The organism is Ectopseudomonas oleovorans, from assembly GCF_029845265.1.
GTDB classification, from domain to species: Bacteria; Pseudomonadota; Gammaproteobacteria; order Pseudomonadales; family Pseudomonadaceae; genus Aquipseudomonas; species Aquipseudomonas oleovorans.
Genome location: NZ_JAOCLK010000025.1, coordinates 18,462 through 43,965, shown reverse-complemented (window position 1 = coordinate 43,965; position 25,504 = coordinate 18,462). Strand labels below are relative to the sequence as shown.

General features: G+C 61.8%; 23 protein-coding genes. 10 read left to right on the top strand and 13 right to left on the bottom strand.

Annotation, left to right across the window (positions count from 1 at the left end; all coding sequences use genetic code 11):
- The first annotated feature begins 63 nt into the window (after positions 1 to 63).
- The 5 genes from ribF to ispH all read left to right on the top strand — a co-directional run bounded on the left by ribF (position 64) and on the right by ispH (position 5,879).
- Positions 64 to 1,032 (top strand): bifunctional riboflavin kinase/FAD synthetase, encoded by a 969-nt coding sequence (gene ribF, locus N5J71_RS13975; protein ID WP_279917068.1) that lies wholly within the window; start codon positions 64 to 66, stop codon positions 1,030 to 1,032.
- On the top strand, positions 1,029 to 3,860 hold the full coding sequence (gene ileS, locus N5J71_RS13970) for an isoleucine--tRNA ligase (protein ID WP_279917067.1): 2,832 nt from the start codon (positions 1,029 to 1,031) through the stop codon (positions 3,858 to 3,860). Before ribF ends, ileS begins: the two co-directional genes overlap by 4 nt.
- Complete coding sequence (gene lspA, locus N5J71_RS13965; RefSeq protein WP_279917066.1) at positions 3,853 to 4,362, top strand: signal peptidase II; 510 nt, start codon at positions 3,853 to 3,855, stop codon at positions 4,360 to 4,362. The genes ileS and lspA overlap by 8 nt, the downstream gene beginning before the upstream one ends.
- The gene (locus N5J71_RS13960) at positions 4,359 to 4,796 is read left to right on the top strand and encodes an FKBP-type peptidyl-prolyl cis-trans isomerase (protein WP_279917065.1); all 438 of its coding nucleotides are present in this window, start codon (positions 4,359 to 4,361) and stop codon (positions 4,794 to 4,796) included. The genes lspA and N5J71_RS13960 overlap by 4 nt, the downstream gene beginning before the upstream one ends.
- Positions 4,797 to 4,934: 138 nt before the next feature.
- Positions 4,935 to 5,879, top strand: coding sequence for a 4-hydroxy-3-methylbut-2-enyl diphosphate reductase (gene ispH, locus N5J71_RS13955; RefSeq protein WP_279917064.1), 945 nt, complete (start codon positions 4,935 to 4,937; stop codon positions 5,877 to 5,879).
- 54 nt (positions 5,880 to 5,933) lie between these two features.
- On the opposite strand, the gene N5J71_RS13950 is transcribed toward ispH, so the two are convergent.
- The 7 genes from N5J71_RS13950 to N5J71_RS13920 all read right to left on the bottom strand — a co-directional run bounded on the left by N5J71_RS13950 (position 5,934) and on the right by N5J71_RS13920 (position 13,778).
- Entirely contained in the window at positions 5,934 to 6,359 is a 426-nt protein-coding gene (locus N5J71_RS13950; protein WP_279917063.1) for a type IV pilin protein, read from the bottom strand.
- A gap of 4 nt (positions 6,360 to 6,363) precedes the next feature.
- Entirely contained in the window at positions 6,364 to 10,764 is a 4,401-nt protein-coding gene (locus tag N5J71_RS13945) for a pilus assembly protein (RefSeq protein WP_279917062.1), read from the bottom strand.
- 17 nt (positions 10,765 to 10,781) lie between these two features.
- Positions 10,782 to 11,348, bottom strand: coding sequence for a pilus assembly PilX family protein (locus N5J71_RS13940; protein WP_279870722.1), 567 nt, complete (start codon positions 11,346 to 11,348; stop codon positions 10,782 to 10,784).
- Positions 11,345 to 12,187, bottom strand: a complete 843-nt coding sequence (locus N5J71_RS13935) for a PilW family protein (RefSeq protein WP_279870723.1) — start codon at positions 12,185 to 12,187, stop codon at positions 11,345 to 11,347. Before N5J71_RS13935 ends, N5J71_RS13940 begins: the two co-directional genes overlap by 4 nt.
- 2 nt (positions 12,188 to 12,189) lie before the next feature.
- Positions 12,190 to 12,735: a type IV pilus modification protein PilV gene (gene pilV, locus N5J71_RS13930; protein ID WP_279870724.1), complete on the bottom strand. Its 546-nt coding sequence runs from the start codon at positions 12,733 to 12,735 to the stop codon at positions 12,190 to 12,192.
- A 2-nt stretch (positions 12,736 to 12,737) separates the two neighbouring features.
- The gene (locus tag N5J71_RS13925) at positions 12,738 to 13,184 is read right to left on the bottom strand and encodes a pilus assembly FimT family protein (RefSeq protein ID WP_279870725.1); all 447 of its coding nucleotides are present in this window, start codon (positions 13,182 to 13,184) and stop codon (positions 12,738 to 12,740) included.
- Between the two features lie 81 nt (positions 13,185 to 13,265).
- A complete protein-coding gene (locus tag N5J71_RS13920) occupies positions 13,266 to 13,778 on the bottom strand; it encodes a GspH/FimT family protein (protein ID WP_279870726.1) in 513 nt (170 codons plus the stop codon).
- A gap of 106 nt (positions 13,779 to 13,884) precedes the next feature.
- Here N5J71_RS13920 and thiO point away from each other — a divergent pair, with 106 nt between their 5' ends.
- Entirely contained in the window at positions 13,885 to 14,979 is a 1,095-nt protein-coding gene (gene thiO / locus N5J71_RS13915) for a glycine oxidase ThiO (protein ID WP_279917094.1), read from the top strand.
- An 83-nt stretch (positions 14,980 to 15,062) separates the two neighbouring features.
- Here the strand turns inward: thiO and N5J71_RS13910 are convergent, their stop codons facing one another.
- From N5J71_RS13910 to N5J71_RS13895, 4 genes are all read right to left on the bottom strand, one after another.
- On the bottom strand, positions 15,063 to 16,403 hold the full coding sequence (locus N5J71_RS13910) for a sigma-54-dependent transcriptional regulator (RefSeq protein WP_279917061.1): 1,341 nt from the start codon (positions 16,401 to 16,403) through the stop codon (positions 15,063 to 15,065).
- Between the two features lie 2 nt (positions 16,404 to 16,405).
- Positions 16,406 to 17,998: a two-component system sensor histidine kinase NtrB gene (locus N5J71_RS13905; protein WP_279917060.1), complete on the bottom strand. Its 1,593-nt coding sequence runs from the start codon at positions 17,996 to 17,998 to the stop codon at positions 16,406 to 16,408.
- Positions 17,988 to 18,230, bottom strand: coding sequence for a PP0621 family protein (locus N5J71_RS13900; RefSeq protein WP_003459426.1), 243 nt, complete (start codon positions 18,228 to 18,230; stop codon positions 17,988 to 17,990). The genes N5J71_RS13905 and N5J71_RS13900 overlap by 11 nt, the downstream gene beginning before the upstream one ends.
- 325 nt (positions 18,231 to 18,555) lie before the next feature.
- Positions 18,556 to 19,548, bottom strand: coding sequence for an outer membrane protein assembly factor BamD (locus tag N5J71_RS13895; protein WP_021488146.1), 993 nt, complete (start codon positions 19,546 to 19,548; stop codon positions 18,556 to 18,558).
- A 138-nt stretch (positions 19,549 to 19,686) separates the two neighbouring features.
- Between N5J71_RS13895 and rluD the strand changes: the two genes are divergently transcribed.
- From rluD to N5J71_RS13875, 4 genes are all read left to right on the top strand, one after another.
- Entirely contained in the window at positions 19,687 to 20,661 is a 975-nt protein-coding gene (gene rluD / locus N5J71_RS13890; protein ID WP_278326179.1) for a 23S rRNA pseudouridine(1911/1915/1917) synthase RluD, read from the top strand.
- Entirely contained in the window at positions 20,658 to 21,398 is a 741-nt protein-coding gene (gene pgeF / locus N5J71_RS13885; protein ID WP_279917058.1) for a peptidoglycan editing factor PgeF, read from the top strand. Before rluD ends, pgeF begins: the two co-directional genes overlap by 4 nt.
- A 63-nt stretch (positions 21,399 to 21,461) precedes the next feature.
- The gene (locus N5J71_RS13880) at positions 21,462 to 22,052 is read left to right on the top strand and encodes a TetR/AcrR family transcriptional regulator (protein WP_279917057.1); all 591 of its coding nucleotides are present in this window, start codon (positions 21,462 to 21,464) and stop codon (positions 22,050 to 22,052) included.
- A gap of 27 nt (positions 22,053 to 22,079) precedes the next feature.
- A complete protein-coding gene (locus tag N5J71_RS13875; protein ID WP_279917056.1) occupies positions 22,080 to 23,189 on the top strand; it encodes an NADH:flavin oxidoreductase in 1,110 nt (369 codons plus the stop codon).
- Positions 23,190 to 23,315: 126 nt separating this feature from the next.
- Here the strand turns inward: N5J71_RS13875 and N5J71_RS13870 are convergent, their stop codons facing one another.
- Positions 23,316 to 24,515, bottom strand: a complete 1,200-nt coding sequence (locus N5J71_RS13870) for a glycosyltransferase family 4 protein (protein ID WP_279917055.1) — start codon at positions 24,513 to 24,515, stop codon at positions 23,316 to 23,318.
- A 58-nt stretch (positions 24,516 to 24,573) separates the two neighbouring features.
- Entirely contained in the window at positions 24,574 to 25,476 is a 903-nt protein-coding gene (gene bsrA / locus N5J71_RS13865) for a LysR family transcriptional regulator BsrA (protein WP_279917054.1), read from the bottom strand.
- Positions 25,477 to 25,504 lie beyond the last annotated feature (28 nt).

Genomic DNA, 25,504 nt, shown 5'->3' with positions numbered 1-25,504 from the left:
GATGCCTGTTGTGCATGGCCTGCTGTGCGTATAATCGACCACTTTGTGAACAAGAAGCGTGCTATGCAGCTGGTTCGAGGTCTTCATAACCTGCAGCCCCAGGCGCGGGGCTGTGTGGTCACCATCGGTAATTTCGACGGCGTTCATCGTGGGCACCAGGCCATCCTGGAGCGCTTGCGCGAGCGCGCGGCGGAGTTGGCCGTGCCCAGTTGCGTGGTGATCTTCGAGCCGCAGCCGCGTGAGTTCTTCGGCCCGGACACCGCGCCGGCGCGCCTGACCCGTCTGCGTGACAAGCTCGCCCTGCTGGCCGCCGAAGGCGTCGACATGGTGCTGTGCCTGACCTTCAACCGCCGCTTGCGTGAGTTGTCGGCCGCCGAGTTCGTCCAGCGTGTGCTGGTCGATGGCCTGGGCGTGAAGGATCTGGAGATCGGCGACGATTTCCGCTTCGGCTGCGACCGTGCCGGGGATTTCGAATTTCTCAAGGCCGCCGGCCAGCGTTACGGCTTCAGCGTCGACGCCTCGACCACCGTCGAAGTGCTCGGCGGCCGGGTCAGCAGCACACGCGTGCGCCAGGCGCTGGCCGATGGCGATTTCGAACTGGCCGAAGCCTTGCTCGGTCGGCCGTTCCGCATCGCCGGGCGGGTGTTGCACGGGCAGAAGCTCGGCCGCCAGCTCGATGCACCCACGGCCAACATCCAGCTCAAGCGGCGCAAGGTGCCGCTGACCGGCGTTTATCTGGTGAGTTGTGATATCGATGGCGTGATTCAACCGGGCGTCGCCAATATCGGCGTGCGCCCCAGCGTTGCCGGTGACGGCAGCGCCCATCTGGAAGTGCATCTTCTGGATTTTGCCGGCGATCTGTATGGCCGGCGTCTCTCGGTGGCTTTCCACCACAAGCTGCGTGATGAGCAGCGTTTCGCCTCGCTGGAGGCCTTGAGGGCGGCGATTGCCGCCGATATCGCCGCTGCCCGTGATTATTGGCAGGGCCACCCGCTGATGAAGAGCCACCCGCTGATGAAGAGCCCGAAATGACCGACTACAAAGCTACGCTGAACCTGCCCGATACCCAGTTCCCGATGAAGGCCGGCCTGCCGCAACGCGAGCCGCAGACCCTGCAGCGCTGGAACGAGATTGGCCTGTATAGCAAGCTGCGCAAGATTGGCGAAAATCGGCCGAAGTTCGTCCTGCACGACGGCCCGCCCTATGCCAACGGCAGCATCCACATCGGTCATGCGGTGAACAAGATCCTCAAGGACATCATCACCCGCTCCAAGACCCTGGCCGGCTTCGACGCGCCCTACGTGCCGGGCTGGGACTGCCATGGCCTGCCGATCGAGCACAAGGTCGAAACCACCTTCGGCAAGAATCAGCCGGCCGACCTGACCCGCGAGCGCTGCCGCACCTATGCCGGCGAGCAGATCGAAGGGCAGAAGGCCGACTTCATCCGCCTCGGTGTGCTCGGCGACTGGGACAACCCGTACAAGACCATGGACTTTGCCAACGAGGCCGGCGAGATCCGCGCCCTGGCCGAGATGGTCAAGCAGGGCTTCGTGTTCAAAGGCCTGAAGCCGGTGAACTGGTGCTTCGACTGCGGCTCGGCCTTGGCTGAAGCCGAGGTGGAGTATCAGGACAAGAAGTCCGATGCCATCGACGTCGCCTTCCCCATCGAAGATGCAGACAAGCTGGCCGCCGCCTTCGGCCTGAGCGAGTTGAGCAAGCCGACTGCCATCGTCATCTGGACCACCACGCCCTGGACCATCCCGGCCAACCAGGCGCTCAACGTCCATCCGGAATTTACCTACGCCTTGGTCGACACCGGCGAGCGCCTGCTGCTCCTGGCTGAAGAACTGGTCGAATCCTGCCTGCAGCGCTACGGCCTGCAAGGTCAGGTGATCGCCACGGCGCAGGGCGCTGCGCTGGATCTGATCCGCTTCCGCCATCCGTTCTACGAGCGTTTCTCGCCGGTGTACCTGGCCGAGTACGTCGAGCTGGGCGCCGGTACCGGTATCGTCCACTCGGCGCCGGCTTATGGTGAGGACGACTTCCGCACCTGCAAAGCCTACGGCATGAGCAACGACGACATTCTCAGCCCGGTGCAGAGCAATGGCGTCTACACCCCGGACCTGCCGTTCTTCGGCGGCCAGTTCATCTGGAAGGCCAACCCGGCCATCGTCGAGAAGCTGGCCGAAGTCGGCGCGCTGCTCAAGCACCAGCCGATCCAGCACAGCTACATGCACTGCTGGCGCCACAAGACGCCGCTGATCTACCGCGCCACCGCACAATGGTTCGTTGGCATGGACACTCAGCCGAAGCAAGGTGCGCCGCTGCGTGAGCGTGCGCTGGCGGCCATCGAGCAGACCCAGTTCGTCCCGGCCTGGGGTCAGGCGCGTCTGCACAGCATGATCGCCGGTCGTCCCGACTGGTGCATCTCGCGTCAGCGCAACTGGGGCGTGCCGATCCCATTCTTCCTGCACAAGGCCACCGGCGAGCTGCACCCGCGCACCGTCGAGCTGATGGAAGAGGTCGCCAAGCGTGTCGAGCAGGAAGGTATCGAAGCCTGGTTCAAGCTTGACGCGGCCGAGCTGCTTGGCGCCGAAGCGGCTGACTACGACAAGATCAACGACACCCTCGACGTCTGGTTCGACTCCGGTACCACCCACTGGCATGTACTGCGTGGCTCGCACGGCCTCGGCCACACCACCGGCCCGCGCGCCGATCTGTACCTGGAGGGCTCGGACCAGCACCGCGGCTGGTTCCATTCGTCCCTGCTGACCGGCAGCGCCATCGACGGTCACGCGCCGTACAAGGCGCTGCTGACCCATGGCTTCGTGGTCGACGAGAACGGCCGCAAGATGTCCAAGTCGCTGGGTAACGTGGTTGCGCCGCAGGAGGTCAACGACAGCCTGGGTGCCGACATCATGCGCCTGTGGGTCGCGTCCACCGACTATTCCGGTGAGATGGCCGTATCCAAGGTGATCCTGCAGCGCAGCGCCGACGCCTACCGCCGCATCCGCAACACCGCGCGCTTCATGCTGGCCAACCTCAACGGCTTCGATCCGGCCAAGGACCTGCTGCAGCCCGAGCAGATGCTCGACCTCGACCGCTGGGCCGTGGACGCCGCCCTGCGTTTGCAGGAAGAAATCATCGAAGCGTACGGCGATTACCGGTTCTGGAACGTCTACTCCAAGGTGCACAACTTCTGCGTGCAGGAGCTGGGCGGTTTCTACCTGGACATCATCAAGGACCGCCAGTACACCACCGCCGCCGACAGCGTGGCGCGTCGCTCCTGCCAGAGCGCGCTGTTCCACATCAGCGAAGCGCTGGTGCGCTGGATCGCGCCGATCCTGGCCTTCACCGCCGAGGAGATCTGGCAGTTCCTGCCGGGCGAGCGCAACGAGTCGGTGATGCTCAACACCTGGTATGCGGGCCTGGAGCGTCTGCCGGAAGGCTTCGAACTGGATCGTGCCTATTGGGATCGCGTGATGGAGGTCAAGGCTGCGGTCAACAAGGAGCTGGAGAACCTGCGCACGGCCAAGGCCATCGGTGCCAGCCTGCAGGCCGAGGTCACCCTGTTCTGCGACGACGCCAAGCAGGCCGACCTGGCCAAGCTTGGCGACGAGCTGCGTTTCGCCCTGATCACCTCGGCGGCGCAAACCGCGCCGCTGGCCGATGCGCCGAGCGATGCGGTGGTGACCGAGGTCGAAGGCCTGAAGCTGAAGATCCTCAAATCCGCCCACGCCAAGTGCGGCCGCTGCTGGCACTTCCGCGCCGATGTCGGCAGTCATGCCGCGCATCCTGAACTGTGCGATCGCTGCGTGAGCAACATCGAAGGTGAAGGTGAGGTGCGCAAGCATGCCTGAGTCCTCGCGTTTCGGGCATCTGCCCTGGCTGCTGCTGAGTATGCTGATCCTGGTCGCCGACCGGGTGACCAAGGACATCTTCGAGGGCACGCTGAGCATGTACCAGCGCATCGAAGTGATTCCGGGTTACTTCGACTGGACCCTGGCCTACAACACCGGCGCGGCATTCAGCTTCCTGGCCGATGCCGCCGGCTGGCAGCGCTGGTTCTTCGCAGCCATCGCCATCGTCGTCAGCGTCGTGCTAGTAGTCTGGCTCAAGCGCCTCAAGCGTCACGAGACGTTGCTGGCCGTGGCGCTGGCCATGGTCCTGGGTGGTGCGCTGGGTAACCTGTATGACCGCGTGGTGCTTGGTCACGTGGTCGACTTCATTCTGGTGCATTGGCAGAGCCGCTGGTTCTTCCCGGCGTTCAATCTGGCCGACACCTTCATCACCATCGGCGCCATCCTGCTGGCGCTGGATATGTTCAAGAGCGACAAGTCCGCGAAGGAGGCTGCGAAATGACAGACGTGCGCATCGGTCCGGACAGGGAAGTGACCCTGCATTTCGCCCTCAAGCTGGAAAACGGCGATGTGGTCGACAGTACCTTCGACAAGCAACCGGCGACCTTCAAGGTCGGCGACGGCAACCTGCTGCCCGGCTTCGAGCAGGCGCTGTACGGCTTCAAGGCTGGCGACAAGCGCAGCGTGCAGGTACAACCGGAGCAGGGCTTCGGCCAGCCCAACCCGCAGAACGTGCAGATCATGCCGCGCGGCCAGTTCGAGGGCATGGAGCTGTCCGAAGGCCTGCTGGTGATCTTCAACGATGCCGCCAATACCGAGCTGCCAGGCGTGGTCAAGGCGTTCGATGACAAGCAGGTCACCATCGACTTCAACCACCCACTGGCCGGTAAGGTGCTGGCCTTCGATGTGGAAATTATCGAGGTCAAGGCCCTCTAGCCCGTGCAGCCGCTCTTGTAGGAGCGGCTTCAGCCGCGAAGCTCTTGTTGCAGCCTGCGCTTATCCCGCGCAGGCTGTACCTTTCCGGGATCGAACCATAGCGTCGTGCGATCCCTGATCAATACCGAGACAGCCAGCATGCATATCAAACTCGCCAATCCCCGAGGCTTCTGCGCCGGTGTCGATCGCGCCATCGAAATCGTCAACCGCGCGCTGGAAGTCTTCGGCCCGCCGATCTATGTACGCCATGAAGTGGTGCACAACAAATTCGTGGTCGAAGACCTGCGTGCCCGTGGCGCGGTGTTCGTCGAAGAGCTGGATCAGGTGCCGGACGACGTCATCGTCATCTTCAGTGCTCATGGCGTCTCCAAGGCCGTGCGCGACGAAGCGGCGCGTCGTGGCCTCAAGGTATTCGACGCCACCTGCCCGCTGGTGACCAAGGTACATATGGAAGTGGTGCGTTACAGCCGTGAAGGCCGCGAGTGCATCCTTATCGGCCACGAAGGCCATCCGGAAGTCGAAGGCACCATGGGCCAGTACGACGTCAGCAATGGTGGCGCCATCTATTTGGTGGAAGACGAGACGGACGTCGCCGAGCTGCAGGTGCGCAACCCCGAGAACCTGGCGTTCGTCACCCAGACCACCCTGTCGATGGACGATACCAGCAAGGTGATCGACGCCCTGCGCACCAAGTTTCCCGCCATTGGCGGCCCGCGCAAGGACGACATCTGCTACGCCACACAGAACCGCCAGGACGCGGTCAAGCAGCTGGCCAGCGACTGCGATGTACTGTTGGTGGTCGGTAGCCCGAACAGCTCCAACTCCAATCGCCTGCGCGAACTGGCCGAACGCATGGGCACGCCGGCCTACCTGATCGATGGGGCCGAAGACATGCGTGCCGAGTGGTTCGAGGGGGCGCAGGGCGTTGGTATCACTGCGGGCGCCTCCGCTCCGGAAGTGCTGGTGCGCGGCGTGGTCGAACAGCTGCGCGCCTGGGGCGCGGTGGGGGAGACCGAGCTGGATGGGCGGCCGGAGAACATCACTTTCTCCATGCCGAAGGAGTTGCGGGTCAAGGCGCTGTAAATGAAAAGCCCGATCTATGGATCGGGCTTTTTATTAGTTGGTGTGGGGGCGGGTTTATTTCCAGCAGTCTGCCGCGCTCTTACTACCGCTTACACCTTTGACGCCTGTTGCGGTCAGGGTCAGGTTGCCGCAGGCAGTGTCGTTGAACTGCTCCTCAGCTGTCAGCGTATAACCGCCATCGCCGGCGTGTTCATCGATAGACAGCTCATATTTACCTGTCTCCGATGTGCTGCCATTCTTCAGGTTGAGCTTGCCTATGTCGCTGTCGGAAGTGATGTATTCGTTGTTTTGCGCGAAGTAACGCTCCTGACGGGCGGCGACCTCGCTGAGGAACGCCTGGCCTTCGGTGCGGTTACCGCGTTTGACGAACTCCTGATAGCTTGGATAGGCAATCGAGGCCAGTATGCCGATGACTACCACGGTGATCATTACTTCGATCAGGGTGAAGCCGCTCTGGCGATGGTCGTGGCTGTAGAGCACTGGATCATTCCTCTGTTGGTAGTTGCCGCCAGGTTTGACGGCCTTCCGTCAGGCCGGCATTTACGGCGTAACTCTCGACGCCGCTGTCGCCGCCGTCGTTCACGTAGATGCTGCCACGGGAGATGCTGAAGTCGCCGCCGTCGAAGATGAAGCCGGAGATATTGGGATCATATTCACCGTCGCCATCCAGATCGAACGTTGCATAAAGAGTGGCGCCGCCTGTGGTCGAATTGATCCCGTAGGCGGTGCCGGTCAGCCCGGCTTCACAAGGATCCTCGGTAGGGGTCATAGTGGTCAGCAACTGGGTATTGCCCAGCATCCGCATGTTGTAGATCAGGCGTTCACCTTCTTTGGGGAAATCGAGGTACCAGCCCCATTCATTGACATTGTTGTCGTTGTCGTACCAGCTCACGGCATTCTGGGAAAGGCTATAGGTCGTCCGGCCATCGAAGCTGGTTTCGGTGAATGTCTGCACTTGCAGGTTGCTGCGGCTTCTGTTCGCTGTCGGCGAGGTATTGATGTTCTGCCCCGCCGTATTGCGATCCCATATGCCGTACAGGCTTTGAAAGCTGCTATCGCTCTTGTCAGGGGTGGTCAGGTAGCGCCCTGTGCCAAAGGTCACGATGTAGCCGAGACCGCTCGGATGCCGAGTTAACAGGGGCGCCGCAGTGATCGGCTGGCGTTTGCCAGCGCCATTGCGGGCCACGTAGAGCGGTGCGCCACCGAAGGAAACCTCAAGCTTGCTGGCTGCTATACCATTCTCGGTAGGGGCGAACGGAGTGTCCGATGTGGTATCGATCAAATCGAAACGCCACAGGTTGCCGAGCAAGTCGCCGGCATAGGCATAGTCGACGATACCGTCATTGTTGATGTCGAAGCCCATGACGCGAGACAGACCGTTGCGCAGGCTGTCGACTGTTTCATTCTCTGCCAGCTCCGGTAGGGCGGTTAGCTTCTTGATGATTTCACCGGTCTGGATGTTGAGTACGAAGAGCACGGCAGCGTTACTGCCACTGTCGTAGCCATTGGGAACCAGAGCGGCCCACTCGCCGGTGTGCAGGCGGAAGATGCCGGGCGTGGGTACGCTGTAGCCCATGTCCGCATTATCCTCGTTGCTGAACTCCCAGAGTAATGTGGGATCGTCCGGATCGGTCACGTCCAAGGCAAACACGGCGCGGCCACCGGCGCCGAGGCTGCCGAGCAGTACCTTGCGCCATTGCCCATCAAAGTACACGTCACGCGCTACCGGTGAACCATCGACGAAGTAGCGGTGCGGGGTGCCGCCTTCCTGACCGTAGTCGGAGGCAGTGAGTACTGGCAGGTTCTTGATCACCGCACTGGGAATGAAGGCGAAGCGCTCCGCGCCGGTTGCGGCATCGAAGGCATGTAGCATGCCGTCATTGGCACCGACATAGATTGTGCCCTTGCCGAACTGGCCGGTTCTGTAGGTGTCGTAGTTATCGCTGCCTTCCAAGGCGTTGGCATTACTGATGGAGTAGTTTGCACCCGAGACCAGCAGCGGCGAAGAGTTGACGATGTCGCCGAGCTTTCCGTTGCGAAGAGTATTCACACGGGATGCGCCGAGGGTGTCGGTTGTGCCATTCGGGGCGGTGTTGAGCAGTGCTTGCTGAGCTTCGCTCAGATTGTTCCAGAGGAATGGGGTTAGGGTGCCTTCCTTGGAAAATATTATCTTCCGCCCTTCGCTGTTGGCTGGAGTCGAGTTGACTGTCCATTCTCCATCGGTTTCTCCAGGGTTGCGAATGCTGACTTTTTTCAGTGTACCGCTCCAGTCTTTCACATCGAAGCTGGTGGTATAGGCGAACGTGCGGTCATCATCCTCGACCACGCTACCTTCGGTGCTGATGGTGGGTGAGGTGACGCTGCTGTTGCGTTGCAATGTGTCGTTGAAAGCCGTGGTCAGCTGATCTTTAAGGGTCAGGGCGTTGGTCACCAGGAAGTAGTTGCTGGGGTCGCCCGAGACCTCGGCAGGGGCTCTGCCCGGCATGCCGTATTTGGCGGCATACCAAAGTGGGTCTTTGAGAAAGTTGTCCATAGACCCGCTGGAGTTGGGGGTGAAGGTACGGCTGGCAGTATTGGGCAGGTTCTTGCAACTATTGTTATTGTCTTTACCGACACAGTAGCCAGGATCTTGATTGGCTGGTGTATTGAGCGGATAGAACACATTGTTGTTGTTTAGATCCTGGATATCGATATAGATACCATCCTTGCTGGTGCCGGAAATTACATAGCCCATCTGCTGCACGGTGGAGCCGGCTTTGAAGGTGGTCTTGACCTCTACCACAACTTTCTTCAGAGCATTATCCCACTTCACGGTATATTCGGCGATGGCGTCCATATCATGGTCGGAGCCGACTTCCATGTCCTCATAGTTGATAAGGAACTTTGCGTAGGGGAACCCGCCATTTTCGGTGAGGTCCGTATCCTCCGTGCCGGTGTTGGCCATCTTGATAACGTAGTAATCGACGACCGGGTTGGTGGGGACGAACCGATTGATATTGATATCACGGTTTGCGTCACCAATAGATGAGCGAACGGACTTGGCAAAGGGGACAACGGTGACATGACTATTGCCGACAGGAATACGGATCTGCGGTAGCGGTGACGCCAAGGCTACCGCATAGGTCATGACCTCGTTCTTTTTGGCGCCGGTACCAGCAATCTTGTTCGTGGCCCCATAGCGAGCTACCCCGGCTGAATAGTAGGTGCCGCGTTTGCTTGGCTCCTCGGGGGCAAGGCCACGGGCCCAGGACAGGGCGTCGATGGTCTTGGGAGTAGGCGCATCATCGGCATTGGCCGATGCTGACTGGCCGATAAAGTAATCGTTACCGTGGATGCCTTCGCTGGCGCCAATGGCGTCGACCTCGGTTGAGACGTTGAAGTCCGACAAAGCAGTGGCATCGGCCGCGATGGACTGGTAGCGACTGCCCGGCAGCTTGTAGTCGTAGGATGGGTTGATGTCGCTGAGTACGGTCATGACCGGGCGAGCGCAGCGCGGATAACCACCACCACCATTGTTCTCGGCGGTGTAAGGTGGCTTCCATGTGGGTTTCGCCAGGTTGTGGGTGTTATCCTTGCTGGCACCGCTGCCATAGTCGTAGAGCGAGTGAGCCGCAGTGGCACCACTGAAGTAACGCAGCGTTTCGAACATCATTTCCGCCACCGGGTTGCCCCACATGGCGCAATCAGCGGAGTTGCCGCCTGTGTAGTCAATGGGGTTGCCTTTATAGGCAGAGTTCCAGTTGCAACCGTCGTAGAAATTGCTGTTATTGAAGTCGATGACTTTCAGGCGGTCGATGTTGGCGACGATGCCGTTCACATTGGTGAATACACCAGTTTGCGAGTTTACTTCCTCGGTAAAGTTGCTGATATTGCGGCGCAGAATGCCGCCAGCGATATTTTTCTGATATGAGCCGGTTAGCAGGCCGAAGTGCATTTCTTCGCTTTCACCGAAGTCGTGCAGCAGGCCTGTGGGTTTATAAATCGGGTTGCCCGTTTGGTTGGGATAGAGTTTGCAGTTTTCGTCGCGCAGATCCTCTGCTACTCCGGTGCAGGTTTCGACCCGGACGTTATAGCCGATAGTCGTTCCGCAGTCGTGAACGCCTGACTTGCCGTTGCTTGCTGTCTGGCCCGACGAACCACACTTTTGTCCACCTTGCCCATTGCTGCTTTCTCTGGATACCCAGTCCCATACCTGCCAGTCGGTATCTTTGAGTACCCGCAACTGTGTCCGGTTAGTTGCTTCGACGCCCATGGTGGTAACGGCAAATAGATGCCGTTTATTGTTGGCCGGGTTGCCCAGTGATGGCGCATAGTGATTGATATTGTATGTATCCCTCTTGGGGTCATACGATTTACCCCACGCATGGCCATCGCGTGGAATATAGGCTGCTTCAAGTATTGTGCTTGTTGTGGTGTCCACGCTGCGCCGGCCGCCATAGAGCACGCGGCGCATGGCATCCATGCGTGAGGTGGTCAGGTAATTGAGGAAGTCGCCGCTCCAGCGACCGCTGCATTGCTTGCCGTTGTCCCCGGTGGCTTTGGAGGTGGGAACGAATCTACCGCCTGCTGCTGCCTGGCTGTTGGCGGCACCGGTGTTGCCCGTGTAGTCATAGCAGACGTTGCTGTTGAAATAGCCGTAATAGTTGATCTGGGGGTTGTAGCCGACATCTATCACGCCGTCCCCATCAAGGTCGGAGGCGTCGTTATAGGCCTCGTAATACAACGTGTGGTCACGGCTCATCACCAGCATGTTCAGTGGCGGGACGGAGCCGGTGACGAAAAGAGGGGTTTGAACGAGTGAGCCACTATCGGCCCAGGCTACGGGCAGACCGACGTTGAGGCCAAGCAGAGTGCCAAGGGCAAAGGGTGCAATGCGCGGGATCATAAAATTCTCCTGGCGACTCATTTCTTGATGAGCAAAGTGGTCGAAGTCAGGCAGAGGGTGGCGGCGGTGCAGGTGTCGCTCGCGTCGCCATCCTTGTAGGCTTGAGCGTTGACTTCGTAGAAGAAGCTACTTCCCGACTCTGCCGTATCTATGCCGGCCAGTGCGCCACCGGCATTGCCGGCGTCATTGGTGCCGCCGCCCCCGGCATTAAAGGGGCCGCCAATGAAGCGGATGTACCAGCGGGCTTCGCGTTCCAGCGTGGTGTCATTGCTGAGACCCTTGTAGTCCTCTGCATCGTTGAAGTCGTAATCGTAATCCTCAGCTTTGCCGAGATAGCACGGTATGTCGCTGACCTGTAAGCAGTCTTCGATAGCCGCTGCTGCGCCGATTCGTCTTTCCGCTTCACGCTGGGCCGATTCGGCGGCGTTGTGCAGGCGTTTCTGCTCGATCAGGTTGCCGGTGATGCGGCTCTCCAGCATGACTTCACGCATGCTGCCGATACCCAGCAGGGTGATGATCAGCAGCATGACCAGGGCGATCACCAGCACGGCGCCGTGTTGGTGTTGGCGGGGGGAAACGTTCATGGCATCAGGTTCCTCAAGGTCGAACTGCCGCTTACCATCTGGTAGAGCCGGCCGGCCTCACAGGTGAGCGGCTGGCCGGTGAGGTTTGCCCAGTCACCGACATTGTCTGTGTTGTCCGGGTTGGTGCACACCTTGCTGTCGACGCCCTGGGTCAGGTTGCTGGGGGTGGCGACCAGCAGTGCGGAATAACGCAGGGCACGAACGATATCGCCGGCGTCCGGAGTGGCGGTGTACTCGTCGACTCTTAGCAGGGAGATATCACTGTTGACGCCGTAGTCGAAGTACAGGCCAGCGATGTTGCTGACCAGCTCCTGACCATTGCATTTGAGTGAGCCGTTCTCCAGAACGAGCTTCTCGATCATGATCTCGCTGCTGGTGAAGTGCGCCTGTGTGGTGTCGCTGTCGTAGGGGGTGCTGAGGTTGCTACTACCGGGGAAGGTATTGCCCAGGCAGTTAGTTTCGTTTTCATCCCGGGGCTGGTAGCGCAGGCACAGGGTGGAGCCATTTATGCGTACGACAGTCTGGCCCGCAGCAAACACACAGTTCGAGATATCGCCGGTTGAGGTATTGTTGGCGCCTGTTTGCGAGGGGAACGCTACATCCATGCCAAGGGCCGGGTTGCGGCGGTAACCGGCCTTGGATAGGCGTTCACCGATCAGCATGAGGGCGAACCGGCCATTTTCCAGGTTCTCGCCTTGACCCTGTTGGTAGATGTAGTTGCGCTTGTTGTCGATGTATATCTGGGTAACGCCCAGAATCAGGAAGCTGCTGATGGCCATGGCGACCATCAGCTCGACCAGGGACAGGCCACGCTGGTTTCGGGAAAGTGTCGGGAACATGCTCAGAACTCCGTACGCACGGCGTAGGTGCAGTATTCGTTGTTGCTATCGTCTAGGCACTCCCCGCCTTTGACGGCCCAAGCGAGCTGGATTTCGATGGTGGAGCCATCACCTGTGCAAGAACCGGAGGTTTTGGTCCGACATATGTGGAATGCGGCCTTCTTGGCATCATCTGCCATGAGGGCTTGTGCGCCTGGCAGGTTGGCCTTGACCTTTTCCGCCCAGCAACCCAGTCGTTGTTGAGCGGTAGCGGTGGCAAGGGAGGAGCAGTCGTCCGCTGGGTCGGGGAAGTCAGCCGTCTTGGCCTTGTAGTAGCCGGATTCTGCACGTGGCAGGCCGTTGGCGATGACCTTGTCGAGGTCGGCGCGCATCATTTCCTGCAAGTCCTCGGCGAGCATGGCGGCGATGTTGCGTTGGGTCGAGTCCTGGGTATAGACGATGGTGCGCCCCTGCAAGGCGACCAGCCCCAGCACACCGATGCTGATGAGCACGATGGTGACGAGGACTTCGATCATGCTGAAACCGCGATTGTTGTGAGCGCTGTTCATGTTCAGTCCTGAACTTTCCTGATGAACCCGGCCGCCTGGGTGGAGACGGTGAAGGATAGGCTGCTACTGGCGAAGGAGGTGGTGGAGGCTGTGGCTGTGCCGTTGAGATTGAAGTCGATGCTGGTGGTACTGGCGTTCACGGTCACGTTGGAGGGAATCTCCATGCTGCGATTGCCACTGCTCCAGGTGTTGCCGCTCCGGGTTACGGTTATCTTCGAGCGTGTGGTCACCGCATCGCTACGCGCCGATAGCAACAGGGCATGGAATTCGTTGGCGGTGGCGGTGACGCGGTTGTTTTCGATCAGGCGAGTGAACGACGGAACCGCGATGGAGATGAATATGGCCAATACGGCGAGCGTGACCATGAGCTCGATCAAGGTGAAACCGCTCACCCTCTTATTCAGGGGGGAGCGTGTGGCAAGCAGCTTGCTGTCCTTGGCATAAGGCATGGTGTTGGCTCTGGATACATTGGGACAGCGAAATACTGCCTAGCCGGCCTGCGCTTGTCTGCTGCAAGGGGGATGAGTGGTTCAAGTATCGGTATGGCTGGTTGAGCAGCAGCCAGGGCGCATTTCGGCGCTGGAATCCCGTACCCGTCCCTGGCGATTGATCGTCAGTGCCCAGACCGTTTTCCCGTCTCGACATAGGGTGAAGCGGCCGTTATTGGCGTAGGTGGTGCCATTTGGTTGAAAGCGGATGTCCTTGCCGAGGCCGCGCCAGCATAGGCCGTTATTGGCAGGTAGTTGCTGTAGGTGATGAAGCTGGGGTGGGGAAGTTGTGGTGATCAGCCAGTGCTTCTGCCAGTCACCGTTGCAGGTGATGCCATCGCTGGAGCCGCATAGCCGATACTGTTGGTTGTTGATGACGGCTTGTGCGCGGGTTTGCTGGATTTGGCTATGGAGCAGATTGCGCAAGGCTTCGTCGCGGTTGTCCTGAAGAAGCTTGCCGAACCCAGGGATGGCGAGGCCGAAGAGGGTGCCGAGCAGAGCCAGGGCGATCAGGAGTTCGGCAAGGCTCATAGCTTTCTGTTGCTTCCGATCCATGGGGCAATTCCTTTTGCACGTATGATGCGGCCTTCCTGACCGCTATGTTCTGTTTAGAACAGGACGGCGGGGTGTCAAGTGTTCGGATGCGAGATGAGGCGTGAGGATGGACGTTGTGGTGGTTGGCGGTGGTGTTATCGGTCTGTTGAGCAGTTATCAATTGGCGAAGGCTGGCTTGCGTGTGCTGCTCGTCGAGTCATCCGGGCAGGTCGGCCGCGAATCCTCCTGGGCCGGCGGCGGGATCGTCTCGCCGCTCTACCCCTGGCGCTACAGCGCGGCGGTGACGGCGCTGGCGCATTGGTCGCAGGATTTCTACCCAGGTTTTAGTCGGCGCTTGTTGGGCGAGACAGGCGTCGATCCCGAGGTGCACGTCACCGGGTTGTATTGGCTGGATCTGGATGACGAGGCCGAAGCCTTGGCTTGGGCCCAGCGCGAAGGGCGTCCGCTGTTTCCGGTGGATATCGTTGAGGCTTATCAGCAGGTGCCTGTTCTGGGTGGCGGTTTCCAGCGCGCCATTCATATGCCGGGTGTGGCCAATGTGCGTAATCCCCGGTTGGTCAAAGCGCTGCGGGCGGCATTGACGGCGATGCCCAACGTCGAGCTGCGTGAGCATTGTCCGGTTACCGGCTTTATTCGGGAGGGCGAGCGGATCTGCGGTGTGACCACGGCTGCCGGCGAGATTCGGGCTGAGCGTGTGGTATTGGCGGCTGGCGCCTGGAGTGGCGAGTTGCTCGGGACGCTTGGGCTGGAGTTACCAGTTGAACCTGTGAAGGGGCAGATGATTCTCTACAAGTGCGCCGAGGATTTTCTGCCAAGCATGGTATTGGCCAAGGGGCGCTATGCGATCCCGCGGCGTGATGGGCATATCCTGATTGGCAGCACGCTGGAGTATGCGGGGTTCGACAAAACGCCGACCGATAACGCGTTGGAAAGCCTGAAAGCCTCGGCCGAAGAATTGTTGCCTGCACTCAAGGATGCCGAGGTGGTCGGGCATTGGGCCGGCTTGCGGCCCGGCTCGCCGGAAGGCATTCCCTTTATCGGCGAGGTGCCTGGGCACCCGGGCCTATGGCTGAACTGTGGGCACTTCCGTAATGGGTTGGTGCTGGCGCCGGCATCCTGCCAGTTGCTGGCTGATCTGATGCTCGGGCGTGAGCCGATTATCGATCCGGTACCTTATGCGCCGGCAGGGCGGTTGCAGTAGAGGCTCGTCAACGCTTGCAGGGGACGGCGCAGGCGGTCTTGATCGCCGGCAAGCCGACTCCTACACAAGCGTGATCTCGGGGTTCAGTCGATACCCAGCTTCTTCAGGCGGTAGCGCATCGAGCGGAAGGTCAGGCCCAGGCGTTGCGCGGCCGCCGTGCGGTTCCAGCGGGTTTCTTCCAGTGCCTGCATGATCAGTTTGCGTTCGATGTCCTCGAGGTAGTCCTCGAGGTTGTCGATCTGCGCCAGGCTGGCTTCGCCGCCTTCGTTGCCGGGGCCGCTGGCGTCGGCCAGGCGTAGGTCGCTGGGCGTGATCTGATCGTCTTCGCACAGTGTGTAGGCGCGTTCGAGCATGTTTTCCAGCTCGCGCACGTTACCGGGAAAACGGTAGTTCTTCAGCTTCTCCAAGGCATCGGGATGCAGTTTGGCTGCAGCCAGGCCGGTGCCTTCGGCCAGGCGCGTGAGCATCACCTCGGCCAGTTGCGCGATGTCTTCGCGGCGCTCGCGCAGCGGTGGCACGCGCAGTTCGATGACGTTGAGGCGGTAATAGAGATCCTGACGGAAACGGCCAGCTGCGACTTCGGCTGCCAGATCCTTGTGGGTGGCGCAGAGGATGCGTACATCGACCACCACTTCCTGTTGGCCACCGACGGCGCGCACGGCCTTCTCCTGAATCGCGCGCAGCAGTTTGACCTGCATCGGCAGCGGCAGGTCGGCGACCTCGTCGAGGAACAGGGTGCCGCCATTGGCCGCTTGGAACAGCCCCTGCTTGTCTTCGATGGCGCCGGTGAAGCTGCCTTTCTTGTGGCCGAAGAACTCGCTCTCCATCAGCTCCGAGGGAATAGCGCCGCAGTTGACCGGTACGAACGGCTGTTCGGCGCGCGGCCCCTGCTCGTGAATCAGGCGCGCTACCAGTTCCTTGCCGCTGCCCGACTCGCCGCTGATATAGACCGGCGCCTGGCTGCGTGAAAGTTTCAGGATCTGCTTGCGCAGCGCTTTCATCGGTGGCGAGTCGCCGAGCAGGCGGCTGTCGACCGGGGTCTCTTCGCCTTCGGGCGAGCGAATGCGCAGGGCGGTGGCGACCAGTTCGCGCAGGCGGCCGAGGTCCACCGGCTTGGTGAGAAAGTCGAAGGCGCCGGCCTTGAGCGAGTTGATCGCGGTGTCCAGGCTGCCGTAGGCGGTGATCATCGCCACGGGTACCTGTGGATGACGTTGTTGAATGTGCTGCACCAGATCCAGGCCGGTGCCATCGGGCAGGCGCATATCGGTCAGGCACAGGTCGAATGGCTCGCGCGCCAGCCATTCACGCGCTTCCTTGACGTTGCGCGCGCTGCGGGTGTCCAGCTTCATGCGTCCGAGGGTGATTTCCAGCAGCTCGCGGATATCGGGTTCGTCGTCGACGATCAGGGCTCTCTGACGGTTCATGTTCAGCTCAGTTTGCGCGGGTGGGCGAAGGTGATGCGGAAGCAACTGCCGCCCCCTTCGCGAGGTTTATAGTCGAGGCGGGCCTGGTTGCTCTGGCACAGCTCACGGGAGATATACAGGCCGAGGCCGGTGCCTTTGTTCTCGGTGGTGTAGAAGGGCTCGAAGATATGCTGCTCCTGTTCGGGCGGCACGCCGGGGCCATCGTCGAGAATCTCCAGAACCGGCAGATCGCTGACCGGGTCGCGAAACAGGCGTAGCCAGACCTGGCCGAGCCGGTGCTTCTGGGCGCTGTAGCGCAGGCCGTTTTGTACCAGATTGGTCAGTACCTGGTTCAACTGGTGTGGATCCATGCGCGTCTGCAGGCTGCCGCCCTGGGTTTCCAGGTGGATCTGCCGGTCGGCCGGTGCCGAGCTGCGAAATTCGCTGGCGAAGCGGTGTAGCCAGTATTTCAGGTCGAGCAGTTGCGGTTCGGCCTGGCGCCGGCGCGAGAGCTGGAGGACGTTCTCGATCACCAGGTTCATGCGTTTGGAGTGATCCTGAATGATCTGCGCCAGGCGCTGATCCGGGCCTTGCAGGTCTTCCGATTCCTGCAACAACTGCGCGGCATGGCTGATGGCGCCGAGCGGGTTGCGAATTTCGTGGGCGATGCCGGCGGTCAGGCGGCCCAGCGAGGCCAGCTTGAGTTGCTGGGCCTGCTGGGCGATCTGCGAGATGTCATCGAGAAACACCAGAATATGTTGCTGGTCGTCGCGTTGGAGGGAAATGAAGCTCGGTTGCAACACCGGGCCATCGACCTGCGCCTGCAGGCTTTCCGGCCGCAGGGTCGGGTTGTGCAGCCACTGCTGCAGGCGTTTGACCAGCTCGGGGCAGTGTGGGTCGATGATCTTGCCGGTCAGTTCGCCACGGCCCAGTAGCTGCGTTGCCCCCTGGTTGGCCAGCAGCACTCGGTGTTGGGTGTCGAGCACCAGTATGCCGGTGCGCATGCGTTGCAGGATCTGCGCATTGAGCTCTTCGAGGTTGGCTACGTCGGCTGCACGCTTTTCGGCCAGGGTTTCACTGATCTGCAGGCGTCGGGTGATGCCCTGGATGAATAACGCGCCAGCGAAACACAGCGCGCCGAGGGCGCCAGCCTGCACGTACTGGGCGGCGGCAGCCGGGCGGCTGAGGCTGAGGTAGAAGGTCAGGTAGATCAGTGCTATCGCGGCGATGGCGGCGATCAACAGGCCAACGCGGCCGCGCAGCAGAATGTTGGCGATCGCTACGGCGACCACCAGCAGGTTGCCGATGCCGCTGGGCGTGCCGCCCGCTGCATAGAACAGGGCCGAGAGAAAGATCACATCGACCAGCGCCAGGCTGAACAGCTGCATCAGGTGCTTGGGTTTCTGCACCAGTACGGCGATGAAGATGTTGAGGATCAGGTAAACCCAGCTGCCGGTGCGAAACAGCTCGATATGCACGACATCCAGCAACTGCTCGTCGAGGTTGCTGGAGATCAGCAGGATCAGCGCCAGGCCGATGGTCAGGCGATAGAAGTGATAGAGCCTGAGGATGCGCTGCCCTTGTGTGCTGTTCTGTACGCTGGTGTCAGCGGTCACCGGTGTGCGGGCCTTGTTCGAGGTGGGCCTGGCTGCAGTACCACTGCTGATCCTGGCTCAGCGCCTGGGCCTTGGGGATGTGCACGCCACAGTGCGCGCAGCGAACCATGGGCGCTGGTTCATCTTCGCGCTGCGCTTGGCTGGGGCGCTTGGGGGCGCTTATATAGCGGCGCCAAACCCAGATCGCGGCGAAAATGATGGCGATCCAGAACAGCAAGCGAAACAGACCCATGGTGCACTCTTTTGTTTGGTTGAGGGTGGCAGTTTAGCCAAGGTGAAGTCCGCGGCACAGGGGGCGGTGGCAAGCTGTGCGCTGTTTCCGGGGCAATAAAAAGGGAGGCCGAAGCCTAATGCCAGTCAGTTAAGGCTGTACGCGTTTGGCTCCCCTCTCCCGTTTACGGGAGAGGGGCTGGGGGAGAGGGTCGAAATACCGCGAAACGGCCATTTACCCCTCTCCGAACATGGCTCGCCAGAGGGGCGAGGAGACTCGTCGTAGGCAGTCAGCGCTTAACTGATCAGCATTAGGCCGAAGCCTCCCTTGTTCAATCACGCATCGCTCAGTCGAACAGACCGAAGGTCAGGTAGCTCCAGATCGAACGCTTCTTGGCGGTTTCGCCGGTCTTGGCGTCCTGCTGCAGTTCGCGCGGTATCTGCTGCTCGGCTTCCTCGTACTGACGAACCACGTCCTGGCTAGCGCGGGTTTCGCCCGGCGGCAGCGGCGTGTCGGTTTCGATCAGGCCCAGGGTGGCCTTGGCCAGCCAGGAGCGGTTGTCGGCTTCCTCTTCGAGCGGTACGAACTCGCCGCTTTCCAGGCTCGGATGGTCAGGGTAGTTGAGCTTGAGGGTTTCCAGGCTGGTGGCAGCCAGATCATCCAGGGACAGACGCTGATAAGCCTCGGTCATGATTGCCAGGCCGTCACCGACCGACGGGGTTTCCTGAAAGTTTTCCACCACGTAGCGGCCACGGTTGCCGGCGGCGACGTAGGCCTGGCGGGTCAGGTAGTAGTGGGCGACATGCACTTCATAGGCGGCCAGCAGGTTGCGCAGGTAGATCATGCGCTGTTTGGCGTCCGGCGCGTAGCGGCTGGTCGGGTAGCGGCTGGTGAGCTGAGCGAACTCGTTGTAGGAATCGCGCGCGGCGCCCGGGTCACGCTTGGTCATGTCCAGCGGCAGGAAGCGCGCCAGCAGGCCGCGATCCTGGTCGAAGGAGGCCAGGCCCTTGAGGTAGTAGGCGTAGTCGACGTTGGCGTGCTGCGGATGCAGGCGAATGAAGCGCTCGGCGGACGACTTGGCGGCCTCCGGCTCGGCATTCTTGTAGTAGGCGTAGATCAGCTCCAGCTGCGCCTGCTCGGCATAGCGCCCGAACGGATAGCGCGACTCCAGCGCCTTCAGTTTGGCGATGGCCTGGGTGTAGCTGCGGTTGTCCAGGTCGGCCTGGGCCTGCTGGTACAGCTCCACCTCGCTGAGGTTTTCATCGACCTCCGGCTGCTTGGAGGAGCAGGCGGCGGTAAGGGCGAGGATGGCGATCAGCAGCAGGTGTTTCACTTGCATGGCGGCTTGCGTCCCTGTGACGGCCGCGCGGCCGTCCTGTTATGATGAGCGCCCCCGGAAAACCCTGGGGCAAAGACGCCGTATTTAACCACAAGCCTGTCGCCGAAACCAAAGGCCAGGCTCCCGCCGTTGCCGAAGATGACTTCTATAAACAAACAGCTGATCCAACTCCAGGCCATTGTCCCCTTTGAACAGGGCGGTCAACGCCTCGACCAGGTGGCTGCGCAGCTGTTTGGCGAGTTCTCCCGTTCGCGCCTTTCCACCTGGATCAAGGAAGGTCGCCTGACCGTCGATGGCGCCGTGGCGCGTCCGCGCGACACCGTGCATGCTGGCTCGACGCTGGTACTGGATGCCGAGCAGGAAGCGCAGGGCGAGTGGATCGCGCAGGACATCGAACTGAACATCGTCTATGAAGACGAACACCTGCTGGTGATCGACAAACCCGCAGGCCTGGTGGTACACCCGGCTGCTGGACATGCCGACGGCACCCTGCTCAACGCCCTGCTGCACCACGTGCCGGATATCATCAACGTACCGCGTGCCGGTATCGTCCATCGCCTGGACAAGGACACCACCGGCCTGATGGTGGTGGCCAAGACCCTGCAGGCGCAGACCAATCTGGTCGAGCAGTTGCAGAAGCGCACTGTCAGCCGCATCTATGAATGCATCTGCATCGGCGTGATCACCGCTGGCGGTACCATCGATGCGCCGATTGGCCGCAGTTCCAGCCAGCGTCAGCGTATGGCAGTGACCGATGGCGGCAAGCCGGCGGTCAGTCACTATCGCGTACTCGAGCGCTACCGCTCGCACACCCATGTACGGGTCAAGCTGGAAACCGGGCGTACCCACCAGATTCGTGTGCACATGACCCACGTTGGCTACCCGCTGGTGGGCGATCCGGTCTACGCTGGTCGTTTCCGCATTCCGCCGGCGGCCAGTCCGACCCTGGTGCAGAGCCTCAAGGAGTTCCCGCGTCAGGCGTTGCATGCGCGTTTCCTCGAGCTGGATCACCCGGCCACTGGCAAACGCATGAAGTGGGAGTCGGCGCTGCCGGATGATCTGGTCTGGCTGCTGACCCTGTTGCGTCAGGATCGCGAGGCCTTCGTCGGGTGAGTGCCCACGACTGGCTCATTCCCGATTGGCCTGCGCCGGCCAACGTACGCGCCTGCGTCACCACGCGCAGTGGCGGTGTCAGCGCCGCGCCGTTCGATAGCTTCAACCTGGGCGATCATGTCGATGACGCCCCAGCAGCGGTGGCGAGCAATCGTCAGCATCTGGTCGAGGCCTTGGGTTGCCAGCCAGCCTGGCTACGCCAAGTGCATGGCATAGTGGTGGCCGAAGCCAATCCGGCTGTGGTCATCGAAGCCGATGGCAACTGGACGGCCACGCCTGGTATCGCCTGCACGGCGATGACGGCCGACTGCCTGCCAGCCCTGTTCTGTGATCGCGCCGGCACCCGTGTGGCTGCGGCCCACGCTGGTTGGCGCGGGTTGGCCGGTGGCGTGCTGGAGGCGACCGTGCAGGCGCTCGGCGTCGCACCGCATGAGTTGCTGGTCTGGCTCGGTCCGGCCATCGGCCCGGCTGCGTTCGAGGTGGGAGCAGAAGTGCGCGAGGCCTTCGTGCGACAGCATGCCGAGGCTGCCAGTGCGTTCTTGCCCAGCGCCAATGCTGGCAAGTTCATGGCCGATATCTACCAACTAGCACGCATTCGCCTGGCTGCCATCGGCGTGACCGCGGTCAGCGGCGGTGGGCTGTGCACCTACAACGACACGCGTTTCTACTCCTATCGCCGCAGTGCCCGCACCGGGCGTTTCGCTTCGCTGATCTGGCTGCAGCCCTACGTTTTCTAATCCTTAATCACCAATATCAATAGTGCTGTCGCGAGCGAGACGACCGGTCATATGCTCGGCGCCATGAACAGCATTCGACTCGACAAGCGCGACCTGATCCTGAGCAAAGGCTCGGCGGTGATGACGCGGCGTGGTTATCACGGCACCGGCGTGTTGGAAATCGTCCAGGCGGCCGGGATTCCCAAGGGCAGCTTCTATCACTACTTCGCCAGCAAGGAAGACTTCGCCCTGCAGGCGCTGGCCTTCATCTATCGGCCGCGGCTGGCGCGTTATGGCCAGGCGCTGAATGATCCGGCGCTGAGCCCGCGTACGCGCATCCTCGCTTACTACCGCGACCTGCTGGCGCACTTCGCCCGCCAGGACACGCCGCAGTACCACTGCTTCATCGGCAGCCTGAGTTTCGAGATGAGCGATATGCTGCCGGCGATCGGTGCCGAGGTCGCGGCCATCCAGCAGGCGTCGGTGGAGATCCTGCGCGACTGCCTGGAGCAGGCGCAGGCCGCCGGTGAACTGCCCGTCGACGAGGACTGCGGCAACCTCGCCACCTTCATCAGCGACGCCTGGCAGGGCGTGTTGGCTCGCCTCAAGGTGGGCCGCAACCTGCAGCCGCTGGAAGCTTTCGTCACCCGCCTGGAGCGTTTGCTGCAGGCCTGATTACCGTTCGACCCCAGAGGAAAGATGATGAACGCACCCGTTCAAGCCCTGTTCGCCCCGTTCCGCCTCGGTAACCTGGAGCTGCCGACCCGTGTGGTCATGGCGCCGATGACCCGCTCCTTCTCGCCCGGTGGCGTACCCAACGCCAAAGTCGTCGAGTACTACCGTCGTCGCGCTGCCGCAGGCGTGGGCCTGATCGTCACCGAGGGCACCACCGTCGGCCACAAGGCCGCCAACGGCTACCCGAACGTACCGCGTTTCTACGGCGAAGAAGCCCTGGCTGGCTGGAAGCAGGTGGTCGACGCCGTGCATGCCGAAGGCGGCAAGATCGTCCCGCAGCTCTGGCACGTGGGTAACGTGCGCAAGTTGGGCACCGAGCCGGATGCCAGCGTTCCTGGCTTTGGTCCGATGGAGAAGGTCAAGGACGGCCAGGTGGTCGTGCATGGCATGACCCAGGCCGATATCGATGAGGTGATCGCTGCCTTCGCCCAGGCTGCGCGCGATGCCAAGGCCATCGGCATGGACGGCGTGGAGATCCACGGCGCCCACGGTTACCTGATCGACCAGTTCTTCTGGGAAGGCAGCAACCAGCGCACTGACCAGTACGGTGGCGACCTGGCGGCGCGTTCGCGTTTTGCCATCGAGCTGATCCAGGCGGTGCGCGCTGCGGTCGGCCCGGACTTCCCGATCATCCTGCGTTACTCGCAGTGGAAGCAGCAGGATTACACCGCGCGCCTGGTGCAGACCCCTGAGCAGCTGGAGGCCTTCCTCAAACCGCTGTCCGACGCTGGCGTGGATATCTTCCATTGCTCGACCCGCCGCTTCTGGGAGCCGGAGTTCGAAGGCAGCGACCTCAACCTGGCGGGCTGGACGCGTAAGCTCACCGGCAAGCCGACCATCACTGTCGGCAGCGTCGGTCTGGATGGCGAGTTCCTGCAGTTCATGGTCAAGACCGACAAGGTGGCCGAGCCAGCCAGCCTGGAAAACCTGCTCGAGCGCCTGAACAAGGAGGAGTTCGATCTGGTCGCCGTGGGCCGCGCGTTGCTGGTCGACCCGGACTGGGCGTCGAAGGTGCGTGAAGGCCGCGAGCAGGACATCCTGCCGTTCAGCCGCGATGCGCTGACCACGCTGGTCTGAGTCCGTTTCTATCGGGCGCCGCGATCCGGCGCCCCGTTTTCAGCCCCGGCACATCGGGGCTTTTTTACATCTGCATGTTTTGAGTGGATGTGATCACGTAGGGCGGGTGCAACCCGCCAGATTGTCTCAGTGGCGGGTTTCACCCGCCCTACGGGCAAGCTCCGTGCTGACGCAGAGGTGCGCTGGCTGCATGGCGCTGCGCAGGTGCTGTTCGAACAGCGCGACGATGCCGTCCCAGCTGAGGTGGCTGGCATGCCTGCGGGCATTGAGGCGGATGCGGCGCAACACTTCCGCCTCTTCCAGCAGCTCACAGGCGGCCTCGCAGAAGCCTGCCTCGTCACCGGGACGGGCGAGCATGCCGTTGTGGCCGTGATGGATATGCTGGGCGGCCGCAGCCTGGTCGAACGCCACCACGCCGAGGCTCGATGCCAGGGCTTCCAGCACCACGTTGCCGAAGGTTTCCGAGAGGCTGGGAAACAGGAACAGATCGCCCGAAGCGTAGTGCGTGGCCAACGCTTCACCGCGCTGCAGACCGCAGAAAAGCGCCTCCGGCAGCTGCGCCTGCAGGCTGGCGCGCAGTGGTCCGTCCCCCACCAGAATCAGGCGCATGCGGCGCTGCGGATGAGCTGTCTGCAGGGCGTGGAAGGCTTTTACCAGCAGGCCAAGGTTCTTCTCTGCCGCCAGGCGACCTACATGCAGCACGGCCAGGTCATCCGGCCCCAGGCCCCAGCTTTCGCGCAGGGCGTCGCAGCGTCGGCGTGGGTGGAACAGCTGGCTGTCGACACCCCGCGCGAGTAGGGCCAGGCGTTCGAAGTCGCGGCGTTCGAGGTCGACCTTCTGGCCGATGCTCGGCACCAGCGTCAGCTGTGTGCAGTTGTGAAACCAGCGCAGGTAGTTGGTCATCGCCCGGGTCAGCAGGCCGATGCCGTAGTGCCCGGTGTACTGCTGGAAGTTGGTGTGAAAACCGCTGACCACCGGGATCGCCAGGCGCCTGGCCGCGCGCAAAGCGGACAGGCCAAGCGGGCCTTCGGTGGCGATATAGAGCACATCCGGGCGTTGTCTTTTCCAGCGCCTGAGCAGCTTGTGCAGGGATGACTGACCCCATTGCAGGCCGGGGTAGCCGGGGAGTGGCCAGCCGCGCGTCAGCAGCAGGTCATTGCCGGCGTCCTGCTCCTGATCGACCTCCTGGCGTGGCCGTATCAGTTGCACGCGATGGCCACGGCCACGCAGGCCGTCGACCAGGCGGCCGAGGGTATTGGCCACGCCGTTGATTTCCGGCGGAAAGGTTTCGCTGATCAGCGCGATGTGCAGAGAAGATGCGTTCATGTAAGCAGTCTCTGCCCAGGTCATGTAGTGAACATGACGTTTCGATTGCGTTTATATGTCAGGCAAGCAGGCCGTGAAGTTGTTCACGCAGCCAGGTATGTGCCGGGTCATGGTGCTGCTGGCGGTGCCAGATCAGGCTGACCTGCACGGCGGGCATATCGAAGGGTAGCGGCGCCACCTGCAGGGCGAACAGCGGCGCGAAGGCGTCGGCCAGGCGCGCGGGTATGGTGCCGAGCAGGTCGGTGTGAGCGACGATGGCCGGAATCGGCAGGTAATTGGGCAGGTGCAGCGCTGCCTGGCGCCTGACCTTGGCCGAGCCCAGGACGATTTCCAGCGGCGAACCGCGCCCGGCGCGCGGCGTCACGATCACGTGGCGAGACTGTTGGTAATCCCTGAGGCTGAGGCCGCCGACGAAGGCCGGATGATCCTGGCGGCCGATCACCACCAGGGCTTCTTCGCGCAGGGGTGCGTAATGCAGGTCGGGCGAATCGACGTGCAGGTAGTCGATGGCCAGGTCCAGGGCACCGCTTTCCAGGCGTGGCAGCAGGTTGTCGGCGTCGTCGCTGTGCGCTACCAGCTCTACCAGCGGCGCGACGCGGGCCAGATGTGCCTGCAGCATCGGCAGCAGCGCGGCCTGGGCGTAGTCGTTGAGCGACAGGCTGAACACGTGCGGCGTCCGTGCATCGAAGGGTTCTGCCGGGCCGAGGCCAGCCTGCAGCAATTGCAGCGCCTGGCGCACGGGCGGGTAAAGGGCCAGGGCGCGAGCGGTCGGGGTCATGCCGCGGGCGGTGCGCTGGAACAGCTCCTCGCCCAGTTGCTGGCGTAGGCGGGCGAGGGCGTTGCTGACCGTCGACTGGCTCAGGTGCAGGCGCTGGGCGGCGCGGGTCAGATTGCCTTCCTGCATCAGGGCGTCGAAGACCAGCAGCAGGTTGAGGTCGAGCTGACGTAAATTCGTTATCACGGATAATGCTCTTTTCAAATATCCATTA